Source organism: Paenibacillus sp. CCS19, assembly GCF_033239625.1.
Taxonomy (GTDB): domain Bacteria; phylum Bacillota; class Bacilli; order Paenibacillales; family Paenibacillaceae; genus Paenibacillus_T.
In genome coordinates, this window is the sequence record NZ_BTCK01000021.1 from 45,417 (window position 1) to 71,770 (window position 26,354).

At 51.5% G+C, this 26,354-nt stretch carries 23 protein-coding genes; 20 read left to right on the plus strand and 3 right to left on the minus strand.

Annotation, left to right across the window (positions count from 1 at the left end; genetic code table 11):
* The first annotated feature begins 33 nt into the window (after positions 1 to 33).
* From typA to SBI19_RS15635, 5 genes are all read left to right on the plus strand, one after another.
* Positions 34 to 1,881 carry a translational GTPase TypA gene (gene typA, locus SBI19_RS15615; RefSeq protein WP_317969753.1) on the plus strand — a complete coding sequence of 616 codons (1,848 nt, stop codon included), beginning with the start codon at positions 34 to 36 and terminating at the stop codon, positions 1,879 to 1,881.
* A 30-nt stretch (positions 1,882 to 1,911) separates the two neighbouring features.
* On the plus strand, positions 1,912 to 2,211 hold the full coding sequence (locus SBI19_RS15620; protein WP_317969755.1) for a YlaH-like family protein: 300 nt from the start codon (positions 1,912 to 1,914) through the stop codon (positions 2,209 to 2,211).
* Positions 2,212 to 2,248: 37 nt separating this feature from the next.
* Positions 2,249 to 2,524, plus strand: coding sequence for a hypothetical protein (locus tag SBI19_RS15625; protein WP_317969757.1), 276 nt, complete (start codon positions 2,249 to 2,251; stop codon positions 2,522 to 2,524).
* A 27-nt stretch (positions 2,525 to 2,551) separates the two neighbouring features.
* Positions 2,552 to 3,628, plus strand: coding sequence for an LCP family protein (locus SBI19_RS15630; protein ID WP_317969759.1), 1,077 nt, complete (start codon positions 2,552 to 2,554; stop codon positions 3,626 to 3,628).
* 68 nt (positions 3,629 to 3,696) lie between these two features.
* The gene (locus SBI19_RS15635) at positions 3,697 to 3,837 is read left to right on the plus strand and encodes a hypothetical protein (protein ID WP_317969761.1); all 141 of its coding nucleotides are present in this window, start codon (positions 3,697 to 3,699) and stop codon (positions 3,835 to 3,837) included.
* Positions 3,838 to 3,902: 65 nt separating this feature from the next.
* Here SBI19_RS15635 and SBI19_RS15640 read toward each other — a convergent pair whose 3' ends face one another.
* On the minus strand, positions 3,903 to 4,481 hold the full coding sequence (locus SBI19_RS15640) for a YhcN/YlaJ family sporulation lipoprotein (protein ID WP_317969763.1): 579 nt from the start codon (positions 4,479 to 4,481) through the stop codon (positions 3,903 to 3,905).
* Positions 4,482 to 4,599: 118 nt separating this feature from the next.
* Here SBI19_RS15640 and SBI19_RS15645 point away from each other — a divergent pair, with 118 nt between their 5' ends.
* Positions 4,600 to 5,931: a PhoH family protein gene (locus SBI19_RS15645; protein WP_317969765.1), complete on the plus strand. Its 1,332-nt coding sequence runs from the start codon at positions 4,600 to 4,602 to the stop codon at positions 5,929 to 5,931.
* A 160-nt stretch (positions 5,932 to 6,091) separates the two neighbouring features.
* Positions 6,092 to 7,369 carry an ABC transporter substrate-binding protein gene (locus SBI19_RS15650; protein WP_317969767.1) on the plus strand — a complete coding sequence of 426 codons (1,278 nt, stop codon included), beginning with the start codon at positions 6,092 to 6,094 and terminating at the stop codon, positions 7,367 to 7,369.
* 24 nt (positions 7,370 to 7,393) lie between these two features.
* Here the strand turns inward: SBI19_RS15650 and SBI19_RS15655 are convergent, their stop codons facing one another.
* Complete coding sequence (locus SBI19_RS15655) at positions 7,394 to 8,479, minus strand: hypothetical protein (protein WP_317969769.1); 1,086 nt, start codon at positions 8,477 to 8,479, stop codon at positions 7,394 to 7,396.
* 109 nt (positions 8,480 to 8,588) lie between these two features.
* Between SBI19_RS15655 and SBI19_RS15660 the strand changes: the two genes are divergently transcribed.
* The gene (locus SBI19_RS15660; protein ID WP_317969771.1) at positions 8,589 to 9,809 is read left to right on the plus strand and encodes a class I SAM-dependent methyltransferase; all 1,221 of its coding nucleotides are present in this window, start codon (positions 8,589 to 8,591) and stop codon (positions 9,807 to 9,809) included.
* Positions 9,810 to 9,853: 44 nt separating this feature from the next.
* Here the strand turns inward: SBI19_RS15660 and SBI19_RS15665 are convergent, their stop codons facing one another.
* Complete coding sequence (locus tag SBI19_RS15665; protein WP_110046467.1) at positions 9,854 to 10,090, minus strand: DUF2626 family protein; 237 nt, start codon at positions 10,088 to 10,090, stop codon at positions 9,854 to 9,856.
* A gap of 372 nt (positions 10,091 to 10,462) precedes the next feature.
* On the opposite strand from SBI19_RS15665, the gene SBI19_RS15670 reads away from it, so the two are divergent.
* The 12 genes from SBI19_RS15670 to SBI19_RS15725 all read left to right on the plus strand — a co-directional run bounded on the left by SBI19_RS15670 (position 10,463) and on the right by SBI19_RS15725 (position 26,352).
* The gene (locus tag SBI19_RS15670; protein WP_317969774.1) at positions 10,463 to 11,116 is read left to right on the plus strand and encodes an RsfA family transcriptional regulator; all 654 of its coding nucleotides are present in this window, start codon (positions 10,463 to 10,465) and stop codon (positions 11,114 to 11,116) included.
* Between the two features lie 184 nt (positions 11,117 to 11,300).
* Positions 11,301 to 12,299, plus strand: coding sequence for a ketopantoate reductase family protein (locus tag SBI19_RS15675; protein WP_317969776.1), 999 nt, complete (start codon positions 11,301 to 11,303; stop codon positions 12,297 to 12,299).
* Positions 12,300 to 12,326: 27 nt separating this feature from the next.
* A complete protein-coding gene (locus SBI19_RS15680) occupies positions 12,327 to 12,728 on the plus strand; it encodes a DUF3397 domain-containing protein (protein ID WP_317969778.1) in 402 nt (133 codons plus the stop codon).
* 209 nt (positions 12,729 to 12,937) lie between these two features.
* Positions 12,938 to 14,602 (plus strand): bacillithiol biosynthesis cysteine-adding enzyme BshC, encoded by a 1,665-nt coding sequence (gene bshC / locus SBI19_RS15685; RefSeq protein ID WP_317969780.1) that lies wholly within the window; start codon positions 12,938 to 12,940, stop codon positions 14,600 to 14,602.
* A 75-nt stretch (positions 14,603 to 14,677) separates the two neighbouring features.
* On the plus strand, positions 14,678 to 15,949 hold the full coding sequence (locus SBI19_RS15690) for an adenosylhomocysteinase (protein ID WP_317969782.1): 1,272 nt from the start codon (positions 14,678 to 14,680) through the stop codon (positions 15,947 to 15,949).
* A 1,000-nt stretch (positions 15,950 to 16,949) separates the two neighbouring features.
* Positions 16,950 to 17,387: a division/cell wall cluster transcriptional repressor MraZ gene (mraZ, locus tag SBI19_RS15695; protein ID WP_191202244.1), complete on the plus strand. Its 438-nt coding sequence runs from the start codon at positions 16,950 to 16,952 to the stop codon at positions 17,385 to 17,387.
* Positions 17,388 to 17,434: 47 nt separating this feature from the next.
* Complete coding sequence (gene rsmH, locus SBI19_RS15700; protein ID WP_317969785.1) at positions 17,435 to 18,385, plus strand: 16S rRNA (cytosine(1402)-N(4))-methyltransferase RsmH; 951 nt, start codon at positions 17,435 to 17,437, stop codon at positions 18,383 to 18,385.
* A gap of 107 nt (positions 18,386 to 18,492) precedes the next feature.
* Entirely contained in the window at positions 18,493 to 18,915 is a 423-nt protein-coding gene (gene ftsL / locus SBI19_RS15705) for a cell division protein FtsL (RefSeq protein WP_317969787.1), read from the plus strand.
* A gap of 9 nt (positions 18,916 to 18,924) precedes the next feature.
* Positions 18,925 to 21,180 (plus strand): penicillin-binding transpeptidase domain-containing protein, encoded by a 2,256-nt coding sequence (locus SBI19_RS15710; protein WP_317969789.1) that lies wholly within the window; start codon positions 18,925 to 18,927, stop codon positions 21,178 to 21,180.
* Between the two features lie 191 nt (positions 21,181 to 21,371).
* Positions 21,372 to 23,333, plus strand: a complete 1,962-nt coding sequence (locus SBI19_RS15715; RefSeq protein WP_317969791.1) for a stage V sporulation protein D — start codon at positions 21,372 to 21,374, stop codon at positions 23,331 to 23,333.
* A 104-nt stretch (positions 23,334 to 23,437) separates the two neighbouring features.
* Positions 23,438 to 24,925, plus strand: a complete 1,488-nt coding sequence (locus tag SBI19_RS15720; protein WP_317969793.1) for a UDP-N-acetylmuramoyl-L-alanyl-D-glutamate--2,6-diaminopimelate ligase — start codon at positions 23,438 to 23,440, stop codon at positions 24,923 to 24,925.
* A complete protein-coding gene (locus SBI19_RS15725) occupies positions 24,922 to 26,352 on the plus strand; it encodes a UDP-N-acetylmuramoyl-tripeptide--D-alanyl-D-alanine ligase (RefSeq protein ID WP_317969795.1) in 1,431 nt (476 codons plus the stop codon). Before SBI19_RS15720 ends, SBI19_RS15725 begins: the two co-directional genes overlap by 4 nt.
* The last annotated feature ends 2 nt before the right edge of the window (positions 26,353 to 26,354 follow it).

The following is a 26,354-nucleotide window of genomic DNA, read 5'->3' on the forward strand; positions in this document are numbered from 1 at the left end:
AGAAAATAGACAAATTGGAGTGGATTAAGAATCATGAAAGAAAGACAGAATATCCGCAACATCGCGATCATTGCACACGTTGACCACGGCAAGACGACACTCGTAGACAAACTGCTGCAGCAATCCGGTACGTTCCGTGATCATGAAGCGGTGCAAGAGCGCGCTATGGACTCGAACGATATTGAACGGGAGCGCGGTATTACGATCCTGGCGAAGAATACGGCGATCAATTACAAAGAGTATTTGATCAACATCGTCGATACGCCAGGCCACGCCGACTTCGGCGGCGAAGTAGAACGTATTATGAAAATGGTTGACGGCGTATGTCTCGTTGTCGACTCCTTCGAGGGCTGTATGCCACAGACGAAATTCGTGCTTCGCAAAGCGCTCGAATCGAACCTGACTCCGATCGTAGTCGTAAACAAAATCGACCGCCCGAACGCTCGTCCTGCGGAAGTAATCGACGAAGTGCTCGATCTGTTCATCGAGCTTGGCGCGTCGGATGAGCAGCTGGACTTCCCAGTCGTATACGCATCGGGACTTATGGGGACGTCGAGCTTGGAGCCGGAAGTAGAGAAGCAAGAAGAAAACATGCGTGCCCTGTACGATACGATCGTGGAGAAAATTCCAGCGCCTACGGAAAGCGTAGACGAGCCGCTGCAATTCCTCGTTACGCTGCTTGATTATAACGAATATCTGGGCCGTATCGCTGTCGGCCGCGTTAACCGCGGTATCGTAAAACAAGGTCAATCCATTGCTGTAATGACGCGTGAAGGCGGCATTAAGCAAGCTCGTATCGAGAAGCTGTTCGGCTTCCACGGTCTGAAACGTATTGAGGTTGAAGAAGCTGGAGCTGGCGACATCGTTGCCATTGCTGGTATCAAAGATATTAATATCGGTGAAACGCTTGCTGATCCTGCTAATCCAGAAGCGCTGCCTGTCCTGACGATCGATGAGCCTACGCTGCAAATGACGTTCCTCGTGAACAACAGCCCATTCGCAGGCCGCGAAGGTAAATGGGTAACATCCCGTAAGCTTCGCGAGCGTCTCTACAAGGAGCTGGAGACCGACGTTGCACTGCGCGTTGAAGATACAGACAGCCCGGACGCATTCATCGTAGCTGGCCGCGGCGAGCTGCACCTCGGTATTCTGATCGAGAACATGCGTCGCGAAGGCTTTGAGATGCAAGTGTCGAAGCCTGAAGTTATTATCAAAGAAGTGGACGGCGTGAAGTGCGAGCCGTACGAACGTCTGCTCATTGACGTGCCAGAAGAAAGCATGGGCGCGGTAATGGAAAGTCTCGGAACGCGTAAAGCTGAGATGGTGAACATGATCAACAACGGCACGGGCCAAGTTCGTCTTGAGTTCATCATGCCGGCTCGTGGTCTGATCGGCTACCGTACGAACTTCCTGACGATGACGCGCGGTTATGGCATTATGAACCACGCATTCGACAGCTTTGGTCCGGTTATCGCTTCCAATGTTGGCGGACGCCATCAAGGCGTGCTCGTATCTAGCGAGAACGGCACGTCGACGTTCTACGGCATGCTGGGTGTAGAGGACCGCGGTATGCTGTTCCTCGAGCCAGGTACGGAAGTTTACGAAGGCATGATCGTTGGCGAGCACAACCGTGACAATGACATCATCGTTAACATTTGCAAAGAGAAGGCTCTGACGAACGTTCGTTCCGCTACGAAAGAAGATACGGTTAAGCTGAAAACGCCGATCCTGTTCTCTCTCGAAGCTGCGCTGGAGTACCTCAACGACGATGAATATTGCGAGATTACGCCGAAGTCGGTTCGTCTTCGTAAGAAGATCTTGAACAAAAGCGAGCGTGAGCGTGCTGAGAAGCATCGCAAAATGGCGCAAGCTAACGCGTAATGCTTCGAAAGTTGAAGGAGGATTTGTGCGATGCAAGAATGGTTTAGCAACCATCCGCTCGTTACGTACGTCTTAATATTGGCGTGCATCATTTACATCTTCAATGCGGTGTTTCGAGTCAAGCGACTGCCGATCCTCAAGGAAGTACTTGCACACCTCGTCATGGCGATTGGAGCGTTCGTATTGTACATTCTTCAGGTCGATAAGCTGCCGATCATTCAATGCATGGCAGTGGCGATCATCATGATGATGATGCTTCGCGGGCGTCAGTTGTATGACAAGCTGCGCAACAAGCGCAGCGGAGATGTGAAGACAGATTCCAGCCGGTAACCATTAGCGTGATATAGGCGAGGAGCGATGAGGTCAGATGAAGCTGGACGATGCTCTCTTCAATTGGCTGCAAATCGAACGTGTGGCAGCGGCGCGGCCCGATGACGAGGCCGCGCTCGATACACGCGATTTTTTCCTGCAAGTGCTTCGGGAGGATCACGGCGTTAACAAGGTCATTGTGACTTCCGAAGATGCGACGATGGTGTATGTGCGCATCGAGAAAGAGGAAGGCGGCACGAAGCTGTTTTTCTTCGATCGTGAGGCGGCAGACCAGCTGGTGAATGATGTCTATAATGATCGCTGTCAATCATGAAAGACACATGAACAGAAGGTGATTACGATGGATTCCAATACGCCGCTGCCGCCCCGCTCGGGCAAAGGGTTGTCCAAATCAGGCATCCAGAAGCAGACGTATAAGACAAGTAAGGCGGTTAAGCCGAGGAAGCGCGTTCGTTGGGGCAGAATTATCGGCATGCTTATTCTCGCAGCCGTTCTGTTGGTCGGATGGTTTGTAGTCGATTTATTCTTCAAGGCTGACGAAGCTATTAAGAAGGTATCGCTGCCATCGGACAAGGCGGTAGAGGTTCCAGCCGAAGAGTCGGTGAAAGTAAAGCCGACAGCCATCCTGCTGCTTGGACTCGATTCGCGTGAAGCGACCGGGACGATGAATACGGACGTTATTATGATCGCTGCAATGAATCCGGATACGAAGAAAGTAACGGTTGTAACCGTGCCGCGCGATACTCGGATCGAACAGTCCGGTTATGCGAAGCACAAGGCAAACAGCTATTATTCCAACTTCTATCATAAAGCGTTAAAGACGACGAAGGATAAAGATCAGGCAAAGTTGATGGCGCTCGGCGACATGAAGAAAATGTTCGGCCGCTACTTCGGCGTCGATATCAAGTATGCATCGATTATTAACTTCCAGGGCTTTGCGGACGTTGTTGACGCCCTGGGCGGAGTCGAGGTTGACGTCGATATGGACATGCATTATGTCGATAATGCGGACGGTACGAATATTGATCTGAAGAAGGGCCGTCAAGAGCTTAACGGCGAAGATGCGCTTGACTTCGTTCGCTATCGCAAATCGAATGATGGCAAGAATATGTCGAGCGACTTCGACCGCAATCGCCGTCAAGGCGAAGTGCTCGGGGAAATTGTCGATCGCCTGAAATCGCTGGGAGGGGCAACGAAGCTTGGTTCGGTCATCAAAGCAGTAGGCGGCAACATGAAGACTGACATTCCTGAATCGGAAATCCACCAATTGATGTTCACCTATTTCGGTCTCTCGCGAGCTGACGTCGAGTTTAAACCTCTGGAAGGCAAATGGATCAGCCCATACGTTTATGCGGATGAACAGAGCTTGGCGGATACCCGCCAATCGCTTAGAGCCCAATTGTCTGCACAGGAGTAGTACGAAGCGTATAAGCTGTGTTATAATGGGAATACGCAGTAGACGCCATAGCCAAGGAGGTCATGCGGATGACCGAACTTATCCGAGCAACATCCAAGATTGCTACGATATCTTTGAATGGCGTACCATTAGCACCAGCATGCCGCCTTGAACTCAATGTGAATACGATGGAAGGACAAGTATGGTCTTCTGTCATGAAGAAAGCCTAGCGATTATCGCTAGGCTTTTTGTGTACTCATTTGGTCTTCACATGTTCTTAACATCTTGCTGTCGCTCATCTCCGAGCATCATGATTGAGCGATTTCTCATTCATTCTCGGCGCTTGCTTGATGCTTTCGGTATGTTCATCCTTGGGCATCGTATCGCGCGGCAGCTGCGGAACGATGCGACCGATGATATCCGCCATCTCCTCGGAAAAGCCTTGGATCGGCCGGCCATTACGTATATCTGCGCCAATCTCCTTCAGCCGTTCGGATAGGTCCATGTCAGCGGTTACGACTGCATTGACACCGTATGGATCTTTGCGGAACGCTTCGGCAACCGAATATTTGATCGTACCGATGCGTGAGCGCTCCAGCTTCGAGTCCACATCAATACCGACGACTGCAACGTTGCCGGCAATGACGCAATGCGCATTATGAACGCCTGGAATACCCATTGCTAACGATTCCAGATGCTTCGCAACGGCTTTGCTATCGGTAATTGGCTTGGCTCTTGGTTCTGTCTGCTGTGCCCTTACATTTGGATTATTCTGAGGAGAGGGTGATGTCTCATTGCGCGCCACGGTGCCGCACCCTGCAGTCAGCAGGCATAGCACGGTAGCAGACGCAAGACAACCCAGAAGTGTGCGCATATCGCCACCAGACCTTTCACAATTCACTTTTGTCGTCGCTGCATAGTTTGCCCGAAGCTGAATATGGTTATGTATGCCTTTCGTCACCAGATCGATTTCGGCGCCAGGAGGGTCCGCGATGAAAAAAATTTTCGTGCTCGATACGAATGTGCTGCTCCACGATCCGCAAGCCATCTTCGCATTCGACGACAATGAGGTCATCATACCGGCGATAGTACTCGAGGAAATCGACTCCAAAAAGCGGCTTGCAGACGAGTTGGGCCGCAACGCACGTTCGGTCTCACGCCTCCTTGACAGCATGAGGGAGCAGGGACACTTGCACGAGGGCATTGTGCTGAAGAACGGCGGGCTGCTGAAGGTGGAATTAAACCATCGAAGCTTCGTCCGCGTTCAAGAAATGTTCGGCGAAATGACCAACGACAACCGGATTCTCGCAGTGGCGCTTAATTATGATATGGAGGAGCAGGAGAAAGGGTCGAACGTAAGGACCGTGCTCGTGAGCAAAGACGTTCTTGTCCGAATCAAGGCTGATGTGCTCGGCTTGGCTGCGCAAGATTATTTGTCCGACCGAACGGTTTCTGCAACGGATTTATACGCCGGCTACTCTACACTCCATGTACATCCTTCTGTCATTGATGAGTTCTACACGTACCGGTTTCTGTCTGTAAAAAGCATGAACTTGTCGTTGAAGCTCTATCCGAATGAGTTTATCATCCTGCGGGATGAAATGGGAACTTCGAAGTCAGCGCTGCTTAAGGTAAGTCAGGATGGGGTGAGGCTGGAGCCGCTTTATCTGAGCAATGATGCGGTGTGGGGGATTACGGCGCGCAACGCGCAGCAGCGAATGGCGCTTGAGCTTTTGCTCAACGATGACATTCCGCTCGTCACATTGACCGGCAAGGCCGGTACCGGCAAAACGCTGCTGGCGCTCGCAGCAGGCCTATTGAAGGTTGAAGATGAACATAAGTACAAGAAGCTGCTTATCGCCCGGCCAGTCGTGCCAATGGGCAAGGATATCGGGTATTTGCCCGGGGAGAAGGAGGAGAAGCTGCGTCCGTGGATGCAGCCGATCTATGATAACCTGGAGTACTTATTCGATACGAAGAAGAGCGGCGATATTGATAAAATATTAATGGGACTCGGCAGCATTCAGGTCGAAGCACTTACCTATATTCGCGGCCGGTCGATCCCAGGGCAATTCATCATTATCGATGAAGCGCAAAACTTAACGAAGCACGAGGTGAAGACCATCGTCTCGCGCGTCGGTGAAGGCAGCAAGATCGTGCTGATGGGCGATCCGGAGCAGATCGATCATCCTTATCTGGATTCCATCAGTAACGGATTGACGCATATCGTTGAGCGATTCAAGGGCGAGAGTTCCAGCGGGCATATTACGCTGGAGAAAGGCGAGCGATCGAAGCTGGCGCAGCTCGCGGCAGATTTGCTTTAAAGGACGATATGGATATCGAAGACGGACGCAGCGGCGTCCGTCTTTTTATTATGTTTCGGTGATGTGTAGGAGGAAAGTCATAAAGTAGTGGAAGACAATGCATCAGCGCATTTGATATGATAGAACTATACCTGCATTTGGAAAGGAAGGAAAATGTGCTGTGGTATATCGTAAATCAACACTGCTGCTGCTGACGGGTTCTTTAGCGGCTGTTATTGTCGTGTTCCTATCGCTGGTCAATTTGCCGAATGGAAGCTCCTCGCCATCGACTAAACGCGGCGAAACTGTCACACCGCTGCCCGCAGGCCAAGCAGGTGACGATTTGCAGCACATTATCGTAAGCGTTTCCATTCTAGACAATGAATTTAATGACATGCTGGAAGCAACGTCTCGCTTTATGGAGGAGCACCCGAACATTGTCGTCGAGCTGCGGAATGTGAACCCCGAACTGGCATACGACAGCTTGAAGAGCGATGCGCAGCTTGGCATCGGGCCGGATATCGCGCTAATGGATAACGGATGGGTGAAGGAATTTGCAGTGCTCGGCTATCTGAAGCCGCTCGACTCGCTGGTCGCAGCGATGCCTGGGGAATGGCTGAGCGGACTGCTCGAGCCGCTCAATTGGAATAATTACTGGTGGGGGCTGCCGAAGGATGCTGACCCGTTGGTAGTCGCGTGGAGCAGATCATTATTGGATCAGCTTACGGGAGGGACGATTCCGCCGGATTGGAGCTCATTCGCTGATTTAGCAGCCTCTGAAGGGGCCGAGGTACAGGATGTGCCGCTGGTGCGATTAGATCCAACAGATGCTCGTCAATTGCTTGTATGGCTGGCTTCATTCCCTTCGAAGGAGCGCACAGAGCTTCTTCAACCATTTGAAACCGAACTGAAGGAACGGTTATCCTTTCTTGCAGAAGGTCAAGGTTTAACGTTTGCGGTAAGCCTGGCAAGTGACAAGGACAATGCGGAGAAGCTTGCAGCAGGTGAGCTGCTGTCAGCCGTTATGCAATGGTCTGAGCTGCAGGCAATGACGCTGGAGAGGCGTTCGAAGCTGGCAATCGGTTATCCCAATGGCTGGTATGGAGGCAGGAGCTTCGTCGTATTCTCGCACAGCCGCGCGAAAGATGAAGCTGTATCATTGTGGCTGAAGATGATGGCTGGAGAAGACGAGCAGCAGGCAGCGTATGATCGATACCGGCTGCTCCCTTCGCTTAAGCCGCTTTATGCAGCGCGTGAACAAAGTACCATGGATTTCGAGATGAACAATCTGGCGGATTTCGTCTGGTTGAAGCAGTTGGACGCCGTATCCAGCCAAACGTTTGATCCGCAGTGGCCGATTCGACTGGCGAACTGGGACCGAGTCTGGAATGAGCTTCGTCAATCGGACAGCTGGCTGGATGAATTAGCAGATCGATGGAATGACAGCTTTCGTTCATAAATTTATATCGTATCGTTATGAGAGCTAGAATTGGACTGCCAGCGATACGACAAGCTCGCCGTCGTCGATCGCGACGTCTTTCGCCGTTAGAAACTTCAGAATCTGCTGCGGATAGAAGCTGAGATCGAACGTTTCTTCCAGCTCCTTTCTTGTCGTATCAGGCAGCGGAATGCCGTTGAATTTGAGCGAAACGATATGAAATTGGATATGATTTTTGGGCTTGGACTCGACGGTATAAGAGCCTGTCACCTCAATGGAGATGCCGTCGCGCGAGCCGCTGGCTGTCACTTGTCCATTTTTAAATTGAAACGCGAAGACGTTGAACAGATCATTTTGCTCACGGAGAAAATCATTAAGCGAATCCTCTGGAATGCGCAGCTTGTAGTTGAAGCCGTTGATCTCCAGATAATCTTTGTTGTTCTGTGCCCATTCCGGCAAATGATTCATCGCATCGGACAATGCTTGGAAATAGGTGCGAACCTCGCGTACGCCAACATTGTTCCAATAGGTGTTGAGCTCGTTCATCAGCAGTCTGAGCTTGTCTGCATCGGACCTTCCCTCCAGCGTAATGTTCATCTCCTTCTGCAGTTGAGCGACACGATCACGCTGTTTCAACAAATCCTCTTCTACTTGATGCAGCTTGCGCTGCTGCTCGGATTGCTCCTCGTATTCTTGCCGCAGCAAGCGGGCCTGCTCTGCGTATTGCGTCATTAACGTACGATCCCTTGAGAAAATAATGTCGATATAGTCCAGCAGCTTCAGCCAATCTTGCAAAGAATGGAAGGAGAGAAGCGCCTTAAGCAGCCAGTCTCGTTCGCCCATGTAATAGGAGCGGAGAATTCGTCCTGTCTCTTCGCGCTGTTCGGCAAGCTGCTGCTCCTGATGATCGATGCGAGTTTGCGTTGTGGAGAGAAGGGATTCTTGCTTCGTCTGCTCCTGCTGCACTCGCGCTATTTCTTTATCGATTTCAACAACGGACAGGCTTTTCTCCAGCAGCTGTTGAATCTCTATATCATCAGGGGTAAGGGCGGAGGCTGTACCGACCGTCTCGAACAAGAGGAGAGCAGCTGTAAGGGCGGCTATGCTCGTACGCCGAATCCAGGCGATCATGCTAGTTTCCTCCTTATCCATAGCGTCAGCGAATGTAGTCAAGCCTAGCATTACTGTATGCGGTCATCTCTCCTATTATATCTCAATCAGGCTAAGGAGTGGCAGAGGAATGGAAATGCGGATGCATCGATTTAGCAGTCGAATTGCAGACATAATAGAGACGGAAGGTATACAAGCAGAGACGGCTCAAGGCACGCCTTGCAAGGCGATCTCTTTCAGTCGGTATATGGAGCTGTGTTTGTATGACGAACAGGATGGCTATTATCGAAGCGGCAGTGTTCGCACGGGCCGACAAGGCGATTTCTACACGAGTGGGGCAATCGGCGGCATGATGGGTATGATGATGGCCCGTTACATCCACGGTGCCGCAGTGCAGAATGAAGGCAGATTTGTGATCGCCGAATGGGGAGCAGGAGCGGGAGCGATGAGCGCTCAAATGCTGGAGGCTTGGGGAAACGAGCATTCGGCGTGGATGCAGCGATTGGATTACCATCTTGTTGACGACCATCCGCTTCACCTGGAAGCAGCTCGACAGCGGATCGAGGACATGAAGCTAATGGAAAGCCAGGACAAGGTGCGTTCAATAAGCTACTTCAGCTCCAGCGACGCAGTTGAAGCTCTTCGTGCTGCGGCAGTAGATTCTACTATTATTATCGCAGCGAACGAACTTATTGATGCCATGCCTGTCCATCGGGTCGTTCGACGCCAAGGGAAGCTGATAGAGCTAGGCGTAAGCTATGTGGTGACGGACGATGGCCCGTTATTCAAGTGGGCGTATATGCCGCTGTCGTCGAATGCGATTGCGCATTCCATCGAAGCTGACGGTACGAGGATAGCGGAGGGGCAGGAAACGGAAGTGAATCTTGCCGCGGAGCAGTGGCTTGCGATGCTCGGTGGAATCGTACGCAGCGGCATGTTGTTCTTAATCGATTATGGTCATCATGCGGAAGAATATCGCGCGATTCATCGGATGAACGGTACGCTGCTCTGTTATAAGCAGCATATGGCGCATGATGATCCATTCCTTGTACCGGGAGAGCAGGATATTACTGCGCATGTTAACTTCACGGCATTGCGGAGGGCGGCGGAGCGTGCAGGGTGGAGGACTGAGATCGAGACGACGCAATTGCAATTTCTGATCGATCAAGGCATTCTCGATCTGCTGCGCAGCCATCATGACCGCGATCCGTTCAGCGAGACAGCCAAACGTAATCGTGCGATCCGGCAGTTGCTGTTATCAGACGGCATGAGCGAAACGTTCAAGATTATCGTGTTGACTAAAGGTGATTTTCGAATACAGCGCATACAAAAACAACCGGAATCGGTATGATTCCGGTTGTTTGCTGTCTTGCGGTATCGATCGCTTGAAGTGTATTAGAATGGGAGACCCATCTTAAATACGGTCCAGTAGCTGAAACCGACAAACGAGAATACCATGTAGCCCCAGAACATGAGTATGTATGTACGTTCCGAGAAGTTCAAATAGCCGAGTAAGATGAACGCGGCGGCTTGCATGAAGAACAAGAGCGACATTTCGGTCATGTCCCCTGCAAACGACATCAGGCCGATGACGAAACACCAAAAGCCCAGAACGCGAAACATGCGTGCCATTCTCCATCCCCCTCTCTTCGATTCGACCTTTTTTTCTATTGCCAATTATAACGTTACGTACAAGCAGTGTAAACCTGAATCAGTGACAAACCAGAAAACTTTTTACAAATCCATGCAAGGATTTAGTTAAACGTATTCCCTTGGCATGGATTGTCTGGAATGAAACGCCTCTACGCCTAGAGTAGGACATTGACAGACGTCTCATCTTCATCGTTTGGGCAACTTGCACCACTAGTTTGCACACAATCGATACCGAACATGTATGAGCTTATAAAAAAATGGATATATAAATTAGTATCCGATAGATTCTATGAAATCTACCAAGGGCATAGAGATAACTAAGCGCCTTTAACGTTAGGAGGTTTGGGTAGCATGACAGCAGTCAGACAAGATGCATGGAGTCCAGACGACGACATCATTCTTGCGGAGGTAACGCTGCGGCATATTCGAGAGGGCAGTACGCAACTTGCTGCCTTTGAAGAGGTCGGAGAGCGGATCGGAAGAACCTCTGCAGCATGCGGGTTCCGTTGGAACAGCTGTGTTCGCAAACGGTACGAGGAAGCAATTCAAATTGCTAAACAGCATAGACAGAAGCGTAATTATTTGAAGAAACAATCGTCTTCTGTTGCTGCCGCACCGCATGTATCGTCCCTTTCTATTGTGGACGAGGACACGAAGTCATTCAAGCAGGATGTAATCTCTGAGGAAAGCATTACGATAGACGGTATAATCCGCTTCTTGCGGCAATGGCGAGGCGCATATCAAGAGCTGCAGCGCCAAGTGAAGCTGTTGGAGAAAGATTTGCTCGATCGCGAAGAAGAACTATCTGAATTGCGGGCCGAGAATCACCGACTTAATAGTGAAGTCACGAATGCACAGACGGATTATCGGACCGTTAACGATGACTACAAGACGTTGATTCAAATTATGGATCGAGCTCGCAGACTAGCAGTGCTGAATGAAGAGGATGAATTAAAGCCTCGGTTCAAAATGGATGCCAACGGCAACTTGGAGCGCATTGAATAACCGAATGGAACAACTATAGCAGACGCCCTCGCATGAGTAGATGCGGAGGGCGTTTTTGCGTTAAAATTCAAATAAAGCTGGCTGCAGTTAGTATACGCTGGGATGTTGGAATGGAAGGGCTGGTAGTTGGACAACCATTCGGTGTCCGTTCATTCATCTCATTTGAATAGAAGGAAGTGTGTGAATGATGAGATTTGATATTGTAGGCGGCGGCGCGATTGGACTGTTGTATGGAGCAAGACTAGCATTGGCCGGTCACCTTGTGACGATATGGACGCGAACAGCCGAGCAGGCAGAACGTCTCATGGATGATGGAATTGAACTGGTGAGTCAAGGCATGATTCAAGTTGCAGACGTGAATGCATTCCCTTTGCATGATTGCAGCCGCGCAGCTGTTCAGTCAGTGGAGGGGGAGACTAAGACGAATCATGCCATACTCATCGCCGTCAAACAAACGCAGTTAACAGTCGATCTTCTCGAACAGATCGGTAAGCTGGCTGGTCCGGATACGCTCGTTATTGGATTGCAGAACGGGGTCGGACATGTCGATAAGCTGCTGCAGGCAGTTCCGAATGCCAATGTGCTTACAGCCGTTACGACCGAAGGTGCGCTCCGTCATGGACCGAGAACGGTTGAACATACCGGTGATGGAATCATTGCATTCGGGGATCCAGTGGGGGAGATGGGACGAAAATCAGCGAGCAATGACGAGCAAATGGAACGAATGAAGCAGTCTGAGCAAGAAATAAGGCATAAAATGTTATTGAATACGTTTTCATCAGCAGGAATTACGTCTGAGTTGTCGAAAGAGATGAATAATCGTATTTATCAAAAATTGCTCGTTAATGCTGTAATTAATCCGCTTACCGCACTGTTTGATGTTCGAAACGGTGAACTTCCGCAGCATCCTCGTCGTGCTTCGCTTATGCGATCGCTGTTCGAGGAGACTGTTCGAGTGCTCGCTGCTGCAGGGATGACAGGCGATGAGGATCGCTGGCAGCAGGTGCTGCAGGTGTGCGAGCGGACAGCAGGTAACATATCGTCCATGCTCGCCGACGTTCGGGCAGGGCGGCAGACGGAGATTGAATGGATCAACGGCAGTGTTTGCCGTTTAGCGGCACAGTATGGTCTAGAGGCACCGGTGAATGCCTCGGTCGTGCAGCTGGTGCAAGCGATGAAATAATACTGCACATAGAAGGAGGCGGCGGGTATGTGGTTATGGGAAAGCGTTCGGCTTATTTATGCATTCCTTGCAGTCATACCAGTCATTCCGTTCGCTCTCATTTATTGGGGCTATGGATCTCTAACTAACGATAAGAAGAAAGCCTTCATGCTGGCGATGGATGTGACGACTGCACTTCTGGTTGGCTGCGTAGCTGTTTTGTTTGACAAAGTTTTCGGATTAGGAGGCACTTTCGGCTTCTACTTGATCGTTCTTGTTCTGCTGCTGCTTGGCGGTTTCATCGGCAATATTCAATTCCGCAAACGCGGAGCAGTGGATACGAAGAAAGTGTTTCGAGCGGTATGGCGAATCGGCTTTCTGTTCATGAGCGTATTGTATGTGCTGTTTATGTTTATCGGAATCGGCAAGGTGCTGCTGCTTCCGATGTAGTCTTATCACTTTGTGTATAAAGTCATCCGGCATACGTGCCGGCTGGCTTTTTTTCGTTCATACCGATTTATGAGCTTTGACGCTTCAAGGCTCCATTGTGTACAATGAATAAGTTAACTTTTAACATCGTACATTCATGATGACTTTAAGCATACAGTGTGGTTCTAACGGGCTGCTGAATATGATGCGGATCGAGGTTGAAATGGGATATGACATCTACTGAATTTTATGAGCTTCCGGCTTCCCAGCCGTTGAGTGAAGCTTATGCACAGCAATCGGATCAACGTCTTGGCGAGCTCTTTCACAGCGGCCATCCGTCCTCGGACGAAGCGTGGCGCAGTCGTGCGCAATATCTTGATCGCTCCGCCAGCAAGCGTGTTTCAGCCTCAGATATCGCAGGGGTGCTTCGTGCTTACAATTCTCGGTTTGGTATAACTTCGGAAGTGGCATCGAATATCGATGCGCTTGGCGAAGGAGCGCTAGTCGTGGTTGGCGGTCAGCAGGCTGGATTATGGACAGGTCCGCTGCTGGTGATCCATAAAGCGATATCGGTTCTGTCTGCAGCTAAACATGCTTCATCCGTCCTTGGACGAACGGTCGTACCCGTGTTCTGGATTGCCGGTGAAGACCATGATTGGGATGAAGCCAATCATGTGATGGCAGTTACGGATCAGGGACTGCGCAAGCTGTCGATTGCAAGACCCGATGGACCGCGCACATCGGTTAGTCGGACGCCAGTATCATCGGAAACCTGGGAAGCTGCGATTGAAGAGCTTGCTGCTTCGCTTCCGGGCTCCGAGTTCAAAGAGGGGCTTCTGGACAAGCTTCGTTCGATCTCGGCAAGCAGCAGCACGTTAAGCGACTCGTTCGCATATCTCATTATGATGCTGTTCGGCAGTGAAGGACTTGTCCTGATGGATGCGGATGACAAGCAGCTAAGAGCGATTGAAGCGCCGATGTTCTGTCGCATCCTTAGCGAGCAAGAGCCGCTTGGGCATGCTTACAGCACTGCATCGGCAAGACTGACTGAGCTCGGCTATCGGGCGCAGGCCTCTTATACGCCTGGTTGTGCGAACTTGTTCTTGTTCCGTCAGGAGAATGACGAGTTCGGCATGAAGAATGAGCGCGTATTGCTGTATAAGCGCGAAGATGGCGATGGCTTTACGGACCGCAAAGGCGAGTCGAGTTGGAGCCGGGAACAAATGGTTAACATCGCAGAAACGAAACCCGAGCAGCTCAGCAACAACGTACTGACGCGTCCGATCATGCAGGATTACGTGCTGCCGGTGCTTGCGGCTGTCCTTGGACCAGGCGAGATCGCTTATTGGGCGCAGTTGGGGGAAGCTTTCCGCCATTTTGGAATGGAAATGCCTATCCTTGCACCCCGCATGTCGTTTACCTTAGTCGAGGGAACGATTGCCAAACATATGTTGAAGTATGAGCTCACATTCGATGACGTCGTTGCACGCTTCGAGGAGAAGAAACAGGCGTGGCTCTCTGCGCAGGACAGATACGACATCGCTGCGAAGTTCGGTCATGCGAAGGAGCAGTTCGAGCAGCTGTACACGCCGCTAGTGGCGCTTGCTGCAGAGGTGCAGGCTGGACTAGAGAAGCTGGGACAGACGAATATGAGCAAAATCGTTGAACAAATTAGCTATTTGGAGTCGAAGACAGCCGACGCGTTCCGTAAAAGCCATGATGCGTCCCTTCGCCATTGGGAGCGGATTGGCCTCGCGATATGGCCGGCGGGCAAACCGCAGGAGCGCGCCTTGAATATGACAGCTTATTGGAACCGGTACGGATTAGACTGGCTGCAGCGTCTGCTGGAGCTGCCGTATGATCCGAACGGCGGACATCGCGTTATTTATTTGTAAATGTAGTTCAAAAAGTCCGTCGGTGCTGAAAACCGAACTTTTTGAACACCTAATTACAGAAAGGTTGAGATGAACATGAGTACAGATTCGAAGCAAACGAGCATCGTAGCCGATATGTCACTGGCGCCGGAGGGCCATCTGAAGATTGATTGGGTCAGCGCCCATATGCCAGTGTTGAACCGTATTCGCGAGCAATTCGAGCAAGACCAGCCGTTCAAAGGGCTGAAGGTTACAATCGCGCTTCACTTGGAAGCGAAGACGGCTTATCTTGCGAAGGTTGTTAAAGCCGGCGGCGCTGAAGTTACGATTACAGGCAGCAATCCGTTGTCTACGCAGGACGATGTATGCGCAGCGCTGGTAGAAGACGGCATCACCGTATTCGCGAAGTACAACCCAGAGCCGAAGGAATATAAAGAGCTGATGATCAAAGCGCTCGAAACGAAGCCGGATCTTATTATCGATGACGGCGGCGACCTTGTTACGATTCTCCACTCGGAGCGTCAGGATTTGCTGTCGACGATTCGCGGCGGCGCAGAAGAGACGACGACGGGCATCATCCGCTTGAAAGCACTCGAAAAGCAAGGTGCGCTGAAATTCCCGATGGTTGCGGTTAACGATGCCTATTGCAAGCACTTGTTCGACAACCGTTACGGAACAGGCCAATCGGTATTCGACGGCATCAATCGGACAACGAACCTTGTCGTTGCGGGCAAGACGGTTGTTGTTGTTGGCTATGGCTGGTGCGGTAAAGGCGTTGCGATGCGTGCCAAAGGGCTTGGCGCGAACGTCATCGTAACCGAGATCGATGCGATCAAAGCAGTGGAAGCTTACATGGACGGTTTTGCCGTTATGTCGATGATGGACGCTGCGCGAGTCGGCGATATCTTCGTAACGGTAACGGGCAACCGAGACGTTATCCGCGGCGAGCACTACGATGTGATGAAGAACGGTGCGATTCTATCCAACGCTGGACACTTCGATATCGAAGTCAACAAACCGGAGTTGGCAGAACGTTCGTCGAATATTCGCACGGTACGCCGCAACATCGAGGAGTATCAGTTGAAGGACGGACGCAGCATTTATCTGCTGGCAGAAGGCCGTCTGGTCAACCTTGCAGCAGGCGACGGACATCCAGCGGAAATTATGGATATGACTTTCGCGCTGCAAGCGGTGGCACTGCGCCATGTGAATGAGAATTACGAAGCGATCGGGCGTGCAGTCGCGAACGTGCCTTATGAGCTCGACGAGCAGGTGGCACGACTGAAGCTTGAAGCGCTGGGCATTGGTATTGATACGTTGAGCGATGAGCAGAAGGCTTATCTGGAGAGCTGGACTTCGCACGAGTAATGTAGGCTAACGCGCGGGGCACTCCGCATGGGAATGTTCCTACGATCGCTGTTGTATCCAGATTGTTCTGATTGCATAAGATCAGAAAAGGTAACAATCCGGATACAAAGGCGAACGCTTAAAAGCTTTTCGGAGAAAAGCTGCATCGGAAGCATATGCTTCGCTTCTCCGGAACAATTCCCATGCTTCGTTTACCGCAATCACAACATTTTGTAGCAGAGCAGGATTCGCAACCGCTCATCGTTGGGTGGGAAACTTGGTGGCTGCGCTTGAAGAATGCGCTTCGCCTGGAAGTGGGAGAGAGTGGGGCGGCTAATCATGCATTAGCCGCCTTGGAGTGAAAGGTTGAACAGGTGATGGACCTGTTCAACCTTTTTTTGTTACTAAGTGTGACTTTGCCTTAATTAAATGCAATTGAGGAGAGTTGAAGCGAGTTTAGGTGTGGCCTTGCTGCACTTAAATGAAAGTGTAGGGGGGTAAAGGGGTTTAGGTGTGGTTCTACCACGCTTAACGCAGACGTCGAATCATTAATTCGATATCAGAACGGAATTAAGTGTGGTTATCCCGCATTTAGATGAGTTTATAAAGGGGAATTATGAACGATAGGAGCGAATTTACCACTCTTAATCCCGAATCAGTACATGACATTTTCGGGGGAAGTGTTGAAAGTGGGAGCAAGTGGGGGAACTCCCTCCTGAAGCGATACTCGCTGAAAGTGGAGCAGAGTGGGGCGGCTGCGGTGCGTGTCAGCTGAATAGGAAGCGGTTGTGCAGGATTTGGCCTGCACAACCGCTTTTTTTTGTTTGTATGAACGTGAAAGTGGGGAGAAAGCCCATAATGACGGGCTTTGTGAGGCGGTGAACGCGATAATTTATATCATAAAATTATTTTAATAATCGTTGGTAAGTAGAAGGATTTTTATTTTAGGTGGCGAATAAGTGTGACTTAGTGGAGAAAAGTGGGGCGTAGTGGAGGAAAAAGGGGAAGGAGTGGGGCGGACGTGTTCATGGGCGAGCATCAGCATAGCATCGATGACAAAGGCCGTCTGACCATCCCATCCAAATTCCGTGAAGCGCTAGGCGACACTTTCATTGTTACGCGTGGCTTGGATAATTGCTTATTTATTTATCCGATGAGCGAGTGGAGCGTTCTGGAGCAGAAGCTTAAGGCGCTTCCTCTTATGAAGTCGGATGCGCGTGCTTTCACTCGGTTTTTCTTCTCAGGTGCAACCGAATGCGAGTTGGACAAACAGGGAAGGGTAAATTTGCCGAAGCATTTGTGCGAATATGCCAAGCTGGACAAGGAATGCATGGTACTTGGCGTATCCAGCCGAGTAGAGATTTGGAGTAAAGAGACGTGGGCAGGCTATTACGAGCAGTCTGAACAAGCCTTTAACGAAATTGCAGAGAAGCTGGTTGATTTTGATATTAACTTCTGATAAGTAGAGACAGCTAGAATCGACAGCAGGAATGGGAGGTTGACCGTGTGTTTCAACATGTAACAGTGCTCATGGACGAAGCGATTGAAGGATTAGCCGTGAAACCGGATGGCATTTATGTCGACTGTACGCTCGGAGGAGCGGGTCATAGCTCTGGCATTGCAGCTAAGCTAGGTAAGGGTGGAAGGTTGATCGCCTTCGATCAGGATGATTGGGCGCACGATAACGCACGTGTCAGACTTGCGCCATACATGGAGCAGGTAACGTTGGTGAAGAGTAATTTCCGTTATCTCGAACAGCGTTTGCGCGAGTGCGGCGTGCCGGAGAAGGACGGTATTCCACAGGTTGACGGTATTTTGTTCGACCTTGGCGTATCCAGCCCGCAGCTTGACGAAGCGGAACGCGGCTTCAGCTATAATCATGACGCGCCGCTAGATATGCGGATGGATCGCGGGATCGCGCTCACTGCAGGCGACATCGTGAACACTTGGGATGAGCGGGATATTGCCCGCGTTCTGCTTGAGTACGGCGAAGAGAAGTTTGCTCGCAAAATCGCCAGAGAAATCATTGCGGCAAGAGCGAATGCGCCGATCGAGACGACAGGCGAGCTTGTCGAACTTGTGAAGGCCGGTATCCCGGCAGCTGCCCGCCGAACGGGTGGACATCCGGCAAAACGGACTTTCCAAGCGCTGCGTATTGCAGTCAACGATGAGTTGGGTGCGGAAGAGGATGCACTGGAGCAGGCGATACGCTGTTTGAAGCCAGGCGGACGGGCATCGGTTATTACGTTCCATTCGCTGGAGGATCGCATTTGCAAGCAAACGTTCACGAAGTATGTGGAGAAATGCACCTGCCCGCCTGATTTTCCGCTGTGCGTATGCGGTGGTAAGGGAACGCTTAAGCTGGTTAATCGTAAACCGATCGTGCCTAGCGAAGCGGAGCTGGAAGCGAATCCACGCGCGCGGTCTGCGAAGCTAAGGGTGGCAGAGAAGCTATAGCCTCTCTTGCCAGCCTTCTATGGAGTTAATAACAACAACGTACATCATGCACCAAAACATATACATGAAGTCGTGCTATGCGACGCATTAACGAGAGGGGGATCATCATGGCTTATACGAATGGCAATCTGGCTTTGCAGCCGAAGAAAAAGCAGCAGGAGCAGCGTCAGCGACAGGTTGTCCGTGAAACAAGACGAACCGTAGTGGTGAAGCGTACGTTGCCGATGAAGGAGAAGCTGCTATACTTGTTCACGATCATCGCGGTCGTGCTTGTAATGGGAGCGGTTATATTCCGTTACGCTGAAGTCTATCAAATGAAATTCCAAGTGATGCAGTTGACGAATGAGCAGTCGAAGATGAATGCGGAAATCGAGGAGCTGCAGAAGCAGGTCGAGACGCTCAAGGATCCGAAGCGAATCGCTGATACCGCGGAAAAGCAGCTTGGCTTTAAAACCCGTGATTCAGAAGACGACAATGTGATCAAAGTGACGAAGCCCCAAGACGAGACGGACCTTGCATTGAAAGACTAGGTGAGCGCAATGATCAGAAGAATAAGATTACGAGTCATTTTTTTAATCGGAGGGCTGATTACCCTCTTTTTTGTTATTCTCATTGGGAGACTCTATTGGGTCCAGGTTGTAAAGGCGGATTTCTGGCTGTCGAACGCAGAGAGTTATTGGTCAGCTTCTGAGCATCTAACAGCCAAGCGCGGTGAAATAATGGACCGGAATGGTAACGTACTAGCGATGGATGGTAGAGCGTATACTGTTGCAGTCAGTCCGAAGCAGCTTAATAAACTAGGCATTACCGACAAGGTCATAACCAAGCTAGCAGGATTACTAGGGATGAATGAATCAGACATGCGGAAGGTTGCAACCGCAAAGAACGATAAGAATGAGCTGTATGCGCAGCGCGAGATTCATCCGAAAGGGTGGAAGATCGATACTGCGCTTGGGGATAAGATCGCAGCGTTCAAGCAGGAGCTCGAAGATGAGACGCGCAGCGTAGATGTCGGCATTTATTTGATTAACGAATCAAAACGCTATTATCCCAAAGGTACACTAGCATCACAACTGTTAGGTTACGTCGACAAAGACGGGAATGCCAAATACGGTTTGGAATCCTTCTTCGACAGTACGCTCAGAGGCGAAGACGGCTATCGAAAGTATCAGAAGGACGGTAACCGGATTCAACTCGACAGTGGACAAGTTGATTACAAGGCTGCGCGCGATGGCAGCAATATTATGCTCACCATCGATAATGAGATTCAGAACTATGTTCAGCAAGCGATTCAGAAAGCGTACGACAAGTATACGCCGAAAAGCATTACAGCTATCGCGGTCGATCCGAATACGATGGAGATCTTAGGTTTAGGCAATCTTCCATCTGCCAATCCGAATATTTATTCGACGCAGGATCCAGCCGGATTCTACAACCACGCGGTTCGCTCTCTCTATGAGCCGGGATCGACGTTCAAGATTGTTACGTTGGCAGGCGCTGTGCAGGAAGGTATCTTTAATCCGAATGCAACCTATATGTCTGGGCGCATTCGGGTAGCAGACGCAACGATTCGGGACATCAAGCGCGACGGCTGGGGTGAAATCAGTTACTTAGAAGGATTGAAACGGTCGAGTAACGTCGCGTTCGTTCATCTTGGTTACGAGGGCCTCGGTGAGGAGAAGCTTCGCAGCTATATTACGAATTTCGGCTTTGGCGCAAAGACGGGTATTGAGCTTCCTGGCGAGCTTGTTGGTTCGATCAAGTTCCATTATGCAAGTGAGATTGCAACTGCAACGTTCGGCCAAGGCGTATCCGTAACGCCAATTCAACAGGTTGCAGCCGTATCTGCTGTTGCGAATGGCGGCAAGCTGATGAAGCCGCAAATCATTAAGCAGATTGAAGATCCCGTGACAGGTAAAGTCGAGGTACGCAAACCTACGGTTGTGCGTCAAGTCATCTCGGAAGAAACGTCACGCAAAGTGAGCGAGTATTTGGAGCAGGTCGTTTCCGACAAAGAAATCGGTACGGGTAAGAACGCATACATTGAAGGTTATCGTGTCGCTGGTAAGACGGGTACAGCACAGAAATGGGACAACACGCTTAGAGATGGCAAAGGTGGCTATTCAGATGATAAGTTCGTCGTTTCGTTCATCGGATTCGCGCCGGTCGGCAATCCGAAGATTCTCGTCTACGTCGTTATTGACGAGCCGAACGATAAGTATGTAGGCGGCGGTACGGCGGCAGCGCCTGTATTCAAGGAAATTGTACAGCAAAGCCTGCGTCGACTTGGTGTGAAGCCGCAGCTGACGGCTGAACAGGAAGCGCAGCTGAAGGCGGAGGCTGCAGGAGATAAGAAGGCCGTTACAGCCACTGTCCCCGATCTCGTAGGAACTCCGCCTGCTACAGCCAACTCTAAGTTGGAAGGATTGGAGCTTGTATCCAAAGTGGTAGGAAAGGGCAAGGAAGTGCTGCAGCAAATTCCGCGAGCAGGCTCTGTTGTTCCGCTCTCTCAGAAAGTTTACTTGATAACCGAGAAGCGGGATCAACTGACCGTGCCTGATCTGAAAGGTTTATCGCTGCGTGACGCGATGGAAGTCAGTACGCTGTTCGGCATGCGCACAATAACGGAAGGCGAAGGCTACGTTGTCTCGCAGTCGATCGAGAAGAAGAACGGCATTCGCATTCTGAAGCTTGTGCTCGCTCCGGAAGATCCGGAATCCTATTCGGATCCAACGGATGACAAAACAGCAAACGACAAGTCGAAGGATTCGTCAAGCAGCGAACCGCAAGATTAGTTCCTCAGCAGATTCGTCCATTAGTCCGCGCCTTTGTGCGTAGTCTCGTGATTCGATTTATCTCCCAGTCCGCGCTCGTAGAGCGCGGGCTTGTTCTATTGCCGGCGCCTCCCGAATACGATGGCTGTAAGCGGCGTACAGTCTGTCCCCTTGAGACAGCGGCGCTCGTGACGGGAGGGGGAAGCAGATCAATGAAGGTATCAAATGTAACGGTGCGCAGACGCCTGTTTGCGGCGCTCCTTGTCGGCATCATCGCTTTTTTCGGACTGATCGGACGTTTGGCATACGTACAGCTGATGAAAGGCGAGGAGTTGGCTGCTAAGGCTGAAAATTCCTGGCGACGGGAAGTGCCGTTCACCGCGAAGCGCGGAGAAATACTCGATCGCAATGGTGTGCGTATGGCCTATAATATTAGCTCGCCAACGATTTGGGCTGTTCCTGTCCAAATTAAGGACAAGGCGGCGACGGCACGGACGCTGGCGCCGGTGCTTGGCATGTCCGAGATGAAGCTGCTGCCGCTGCTTCAGAAGAAGGCCTCTATCGTGAAGCTGACGCCCCAAGGCCGTAAAGTGACGCTGGAGAAGGCGCAAGAGGTTCGTGCGCTCGCATTACCGGGTATTATGATTGGTGAGGACAATAAACGGTTCTATCCTTATGGCAGTCTTGCGGCGCACGTGCTTGGGTTCACCGGTATCGATAACCAAGGGTTGACAGGCGTTGAGGCCAAATACGATCAATATTTGAAAGGAATTCCGGGCAACGTCGCCTATCTGTCGGATGCCAAAGGCAACCTGATGCCTGGTTCGGGGGACCAGTACAATCCGCCGAAGGACGGGCTTAGCCTTCAGTTGACGCTCGACAAGCAGATTCAGACGATTATGGAGCGAGAGATGGATCAAGCGGTTGCGAAGCTGCATCCTGACCATATTATCGCGATAGCCATGAATCCGAACAACGGTGAAGTGCTCGGGATGGCCAGCAGGCCAACGTTCCAGCCGGATCAATATCGGGAAGTGGCGAAGGAAGTTTACGATCGCAATCTGCCGGTATGGATGACGTACGAGCCTGGTTCAACGTTCAAAATCATTACGTTAGCAGCAGCCATCGAAGAGAAGAAGGTTGACCTGCTCAACGAGCGGTTCTTTGACCCAGGCGCTGTTGAAGTAGGCGGCGCGAGGCTCCGCTGCTGGAAGAAAGGCGGACACGGCAGCCAGACGTTCCTTGAGGTTGTGCAGAACTCTTGCAACCCTGGGTTTGTAACGCTAGGCCAGCGGCTTGGCAAAGAAACGTTGTTCGATTATATCCGCAATTTCGGCTTCGGCACGAAGACGGGCATCGATATTAATGGCGAAGAAAATGGTATCCTGTTCAAGCTCAGCCAAGTGGGTCCTGTCGAGCTGGCGACGACGGCATTCGGTCAAGGGGTGTCCGTTACGCCGATTCAACAGATAACAGCTGTTGCAGCAGCGATAAATGGGGGTACATTATATAAGCCGCACATTGCCAAGGGTTGGATCAATCCGGATACAGGCGAGACGGTGGAATCGATCGAGCCGGAAGCCGTACGCCAAGTCATTAGTGAATCGACCTCCAAGCAGGTGAGAGAAGCGCTTGAGACCGTCGTTGCGCAAGGTACGGGCGGCAATGCCTTTATCGACGGCTATCGGGTAGGCGGCAAGACCGGTACGGCGCAAAAGGTTATCAACGGCCGTTACTCGCCGAACGAGCATATCGTGTCGTTCGTTGGCTTCGCGCCTGCCGATGATCCGCAGATCGTTATTTACCTCGCGGTTGACAACCCGCAGGGCATACAATTCGGCGGCGTCGTTGCCGCGCCGATCGTCCGCAACATGCTTGAAGACTCGCTTCATTACTTAGGTATTCCGCCAAGGGAGAAGCAGGTTGAGAAAGAGTATAAGCCCACCGAGAACAAAATTGTTACTGTACCGAACCTCGTAGGCAAGACGGTATCGGATTTGTACGAGGATCTCAACATGAACTTCAATTTAAGTGCGGCAGGCACCGGGCAGACCGTAATTCGTCAAGCGCCGTCGGCAGGTTCGCGCGTCGAGAAAGGTTCGACGATACGCATCTACCTAGGCAGCGAAGAGAATCTGCCTAAAGCAGCGGAAGATGGTCACAATCATGAATAGTAAGAGCGTTGCGGCTGCTCGAGGAAGGAATTGCAAGAAACCGATGGTTGAAAATCCGGCAAGATCGATCATAATGGAATAATAATGAATGGGGGGATGCACCAATGAAATTGAATGAGATTGCAGGATGGCTTGCGGCTGCTCGCCTCGAAGGTGACGGCAGCGTTGAGATAACGGCAATTGAGAACGACTCGCGCAAAGCCGGGCCGGGCTCGCTGTTCATTTGCGTTCCCGGCTTCAAGGACGATGGACATGATTATGCGCCCAGCGCCTATGAGAATGGCGCGGCAGCGCTTATCGTAGAGCGGAAGCTTGATATTCCGCTGCCGCAGCTGATTGTGAAGAGCAGCCGGACGGCAATGGCGATCCTTGCTGATCGTTTCTATGATCATCCTAGCCGTAAGCTTCGTCTGATCGGTGTGACGGGTACGAACGGCAAAACGACGACGACGTACTTGATCGAACGAATCATGACGGAGGCAGGCAGGAATGCGGGCGTCATCGGTACGATCGAGACGCGTTATGCAGGCAATACAGTACCGATGTCCGGCACGACGCCTGGCGCATTGGAGCTGCAGCGAATGCTGTCCGATATGGCCGATTCGAAGGTGGATATTTGTGCAATGGAAGTATCCTCGCATGCCTTGGACCAAGGACGTGTGCTTGGTACGCGGTTCCGCACTGCTGTATTTACGAACTTAACCCAAGATCATCTCGATTACCATGAGACGATGGAGCAGTATGCAGCAGCGAAGGGACTGCTGTTCGCAAGACTCGGCAACGAGTTCAGCGAAGCGGAAGAGGAACGCAGCTATGCGGTGCTGAACGCCGATGATGCCGCATCTGCTATTTTTGCGAAATTAACGGCTGCCGAGACGATTACATACGGCATTGAATCCGATGCGGACGTGCGCGCCAGCGGCATTCGCATCTCGTCCCGCGGTACGGCCTTCAAGCTGGATACATTCGCCGGAAGCACGGACATCGTCATTCGAATGGTCGGCAAGTTCAATGTATACAATGCGCTCGCCGCAACTTCTGCGGCGCTGCTTGAAGGCATTTCGCTGGATACGATCAAGCGCAGCCTGGAGGCGCTCCCCGGCGTTCCAGGACGTGTAGAGTCGGTAGACGCGGGACAGTCATTCGCAGTCATCGTCGATTACGCCCACACGCCGGACGGTTTGGAGAACGTACTGCGTACAGTCACAGAGTTCGCCGAAGGCCGCATCATCTGCGTCTTCGGCTGCGGAGGCAATCGAGATCGAACGAAACGTCCGATTATGGGCCGCATCGCAGCGCAGTACGCAGATGTGTGTGTGATTACAAGCGACAATCCGCGTCTTGAAGATCCGCAGGCTATTCTGCTGGATATTGAAGCGGGACTCAAGTCAGATAACGTTGCTCCTGATCGTTACATGCTTATTGAGGATCGCCGCGCTGCGATTGAAAAAGCGGTTGAAATGGCAAGCCCGGGCGATGTAGTATTGATTGCGGGGAAAGGTCATGAAACGTATCAATTAATCGGCGGGGAAACGTTCACGTTCGATGATCGGATCGTGGCGGAAGAAGCGATAAGGGGAACGAACAAGTGATTAAACGAAATTTGGGTCAAGTCGCCGACATGTGCGGTGGAACATTGGCGCACGGGGAACGGGATACGAACATTGTCATTCGCGGCATTACGCGGGACTCCCGCGATGTGCAGCCTGGACAATTGTATGTACCGCTTATCGGGGAACGGTTCGACGGACATGAATTCGCAGCGCAGACACTCGCAGCAGGCGCAGCAGCCTCGTTGTGGGAGGAAGGCTGTCCGGTGCCGGAGGAGCTTGAAGACGCTCCGCTCATCCTTGTAGCGGACACGCTGTCAGCGCTTCAGCGTCTGGCGTCATCTTACCGAGATCAGCTGAATGTTCGCATCATCGGCATTACGGGCAGCAACGGCAAAACAACGACGAAAGATTTGACCGCAGCGGTGCTTGGCACCGCATTTCGCGTGCATAAAACAGAAGGCAATCTGAACAATCACATCGGCGTTCCGTTGACGCTTCTTCAGTTGGATGAATCCACGGAGACGGCCGTGCTCGAGATGGGCATGAGCGACTTCGGCGAGATTGAGCTGTTGACGAACATCGCTTCGCCGGATGCGGCAATCATTACGAATATTGGCGATGCGCATATGCTGCAGCTTGGCTCACGCGCTGGCATAGCGGAAGCGAAGCTGGAGATTGCCTCGGGCCTTCGTCCAGGCGGCGCATTAATCTTCAACGGAGATGAACCGCTCATTCGTGAGCGTCTTGTTGCGATTGAACTGCCGGAACAGACAAAGCTTGTTCCATTCGGCAGCGCCGACGACTGCTTGTGGTCGGCAGCCAACATTACGTTGAATGCGGACTCCGCGACGTTCGATGTTGTATCTCCACAGCTCTCAACGGAGGAACAGGAACAGCTGCGAGGTGTGTTTCTGCCCGTTCCAGGCGCTCACAACGTGAGCAATGCGCTTGCCGCCATTGCCGTATCCCATCGGTTCGGCGTATCCGCTAAGCAAATTCGCGAAGGTTTGGCATCGGTAACGCTGACGGGCATGCGGATTCAGCCGGTTACAGCATTCAATGGCGCCAAAGTGCTCAATGATGCATACAATGCGAATCCAACAGCAGTCCGCGCAGCGATCGACTTGGTTGAAGAACTAAGCGGCTACCGCCGCAAATGGATTGTACTCTCGGATATGCTGGAGCTTGGACCGGAAGAGGCAGAGCTGCATCGCGGCGTCGGTGCCTATGTTACGCCGGAAAAGGCGGATGCCCTGCTCACATGGGGAACGCTTGCGCAATATATTGCAGATGGAGCGTCATCGGCATTCGCAGCGGCAGGCCGCGCAGAGGACGTTCGACATTTCGAATCTAAAGAAGAGCTGACGGCTTGGCTGCGTGAACAGCTTAGCAGCGATGATCTCGTGCTTGTCAAAGGGTCGCGAGGCATGCGTATGGAGCAAGTTGTCCAAGCTTTGGAGAACTGACA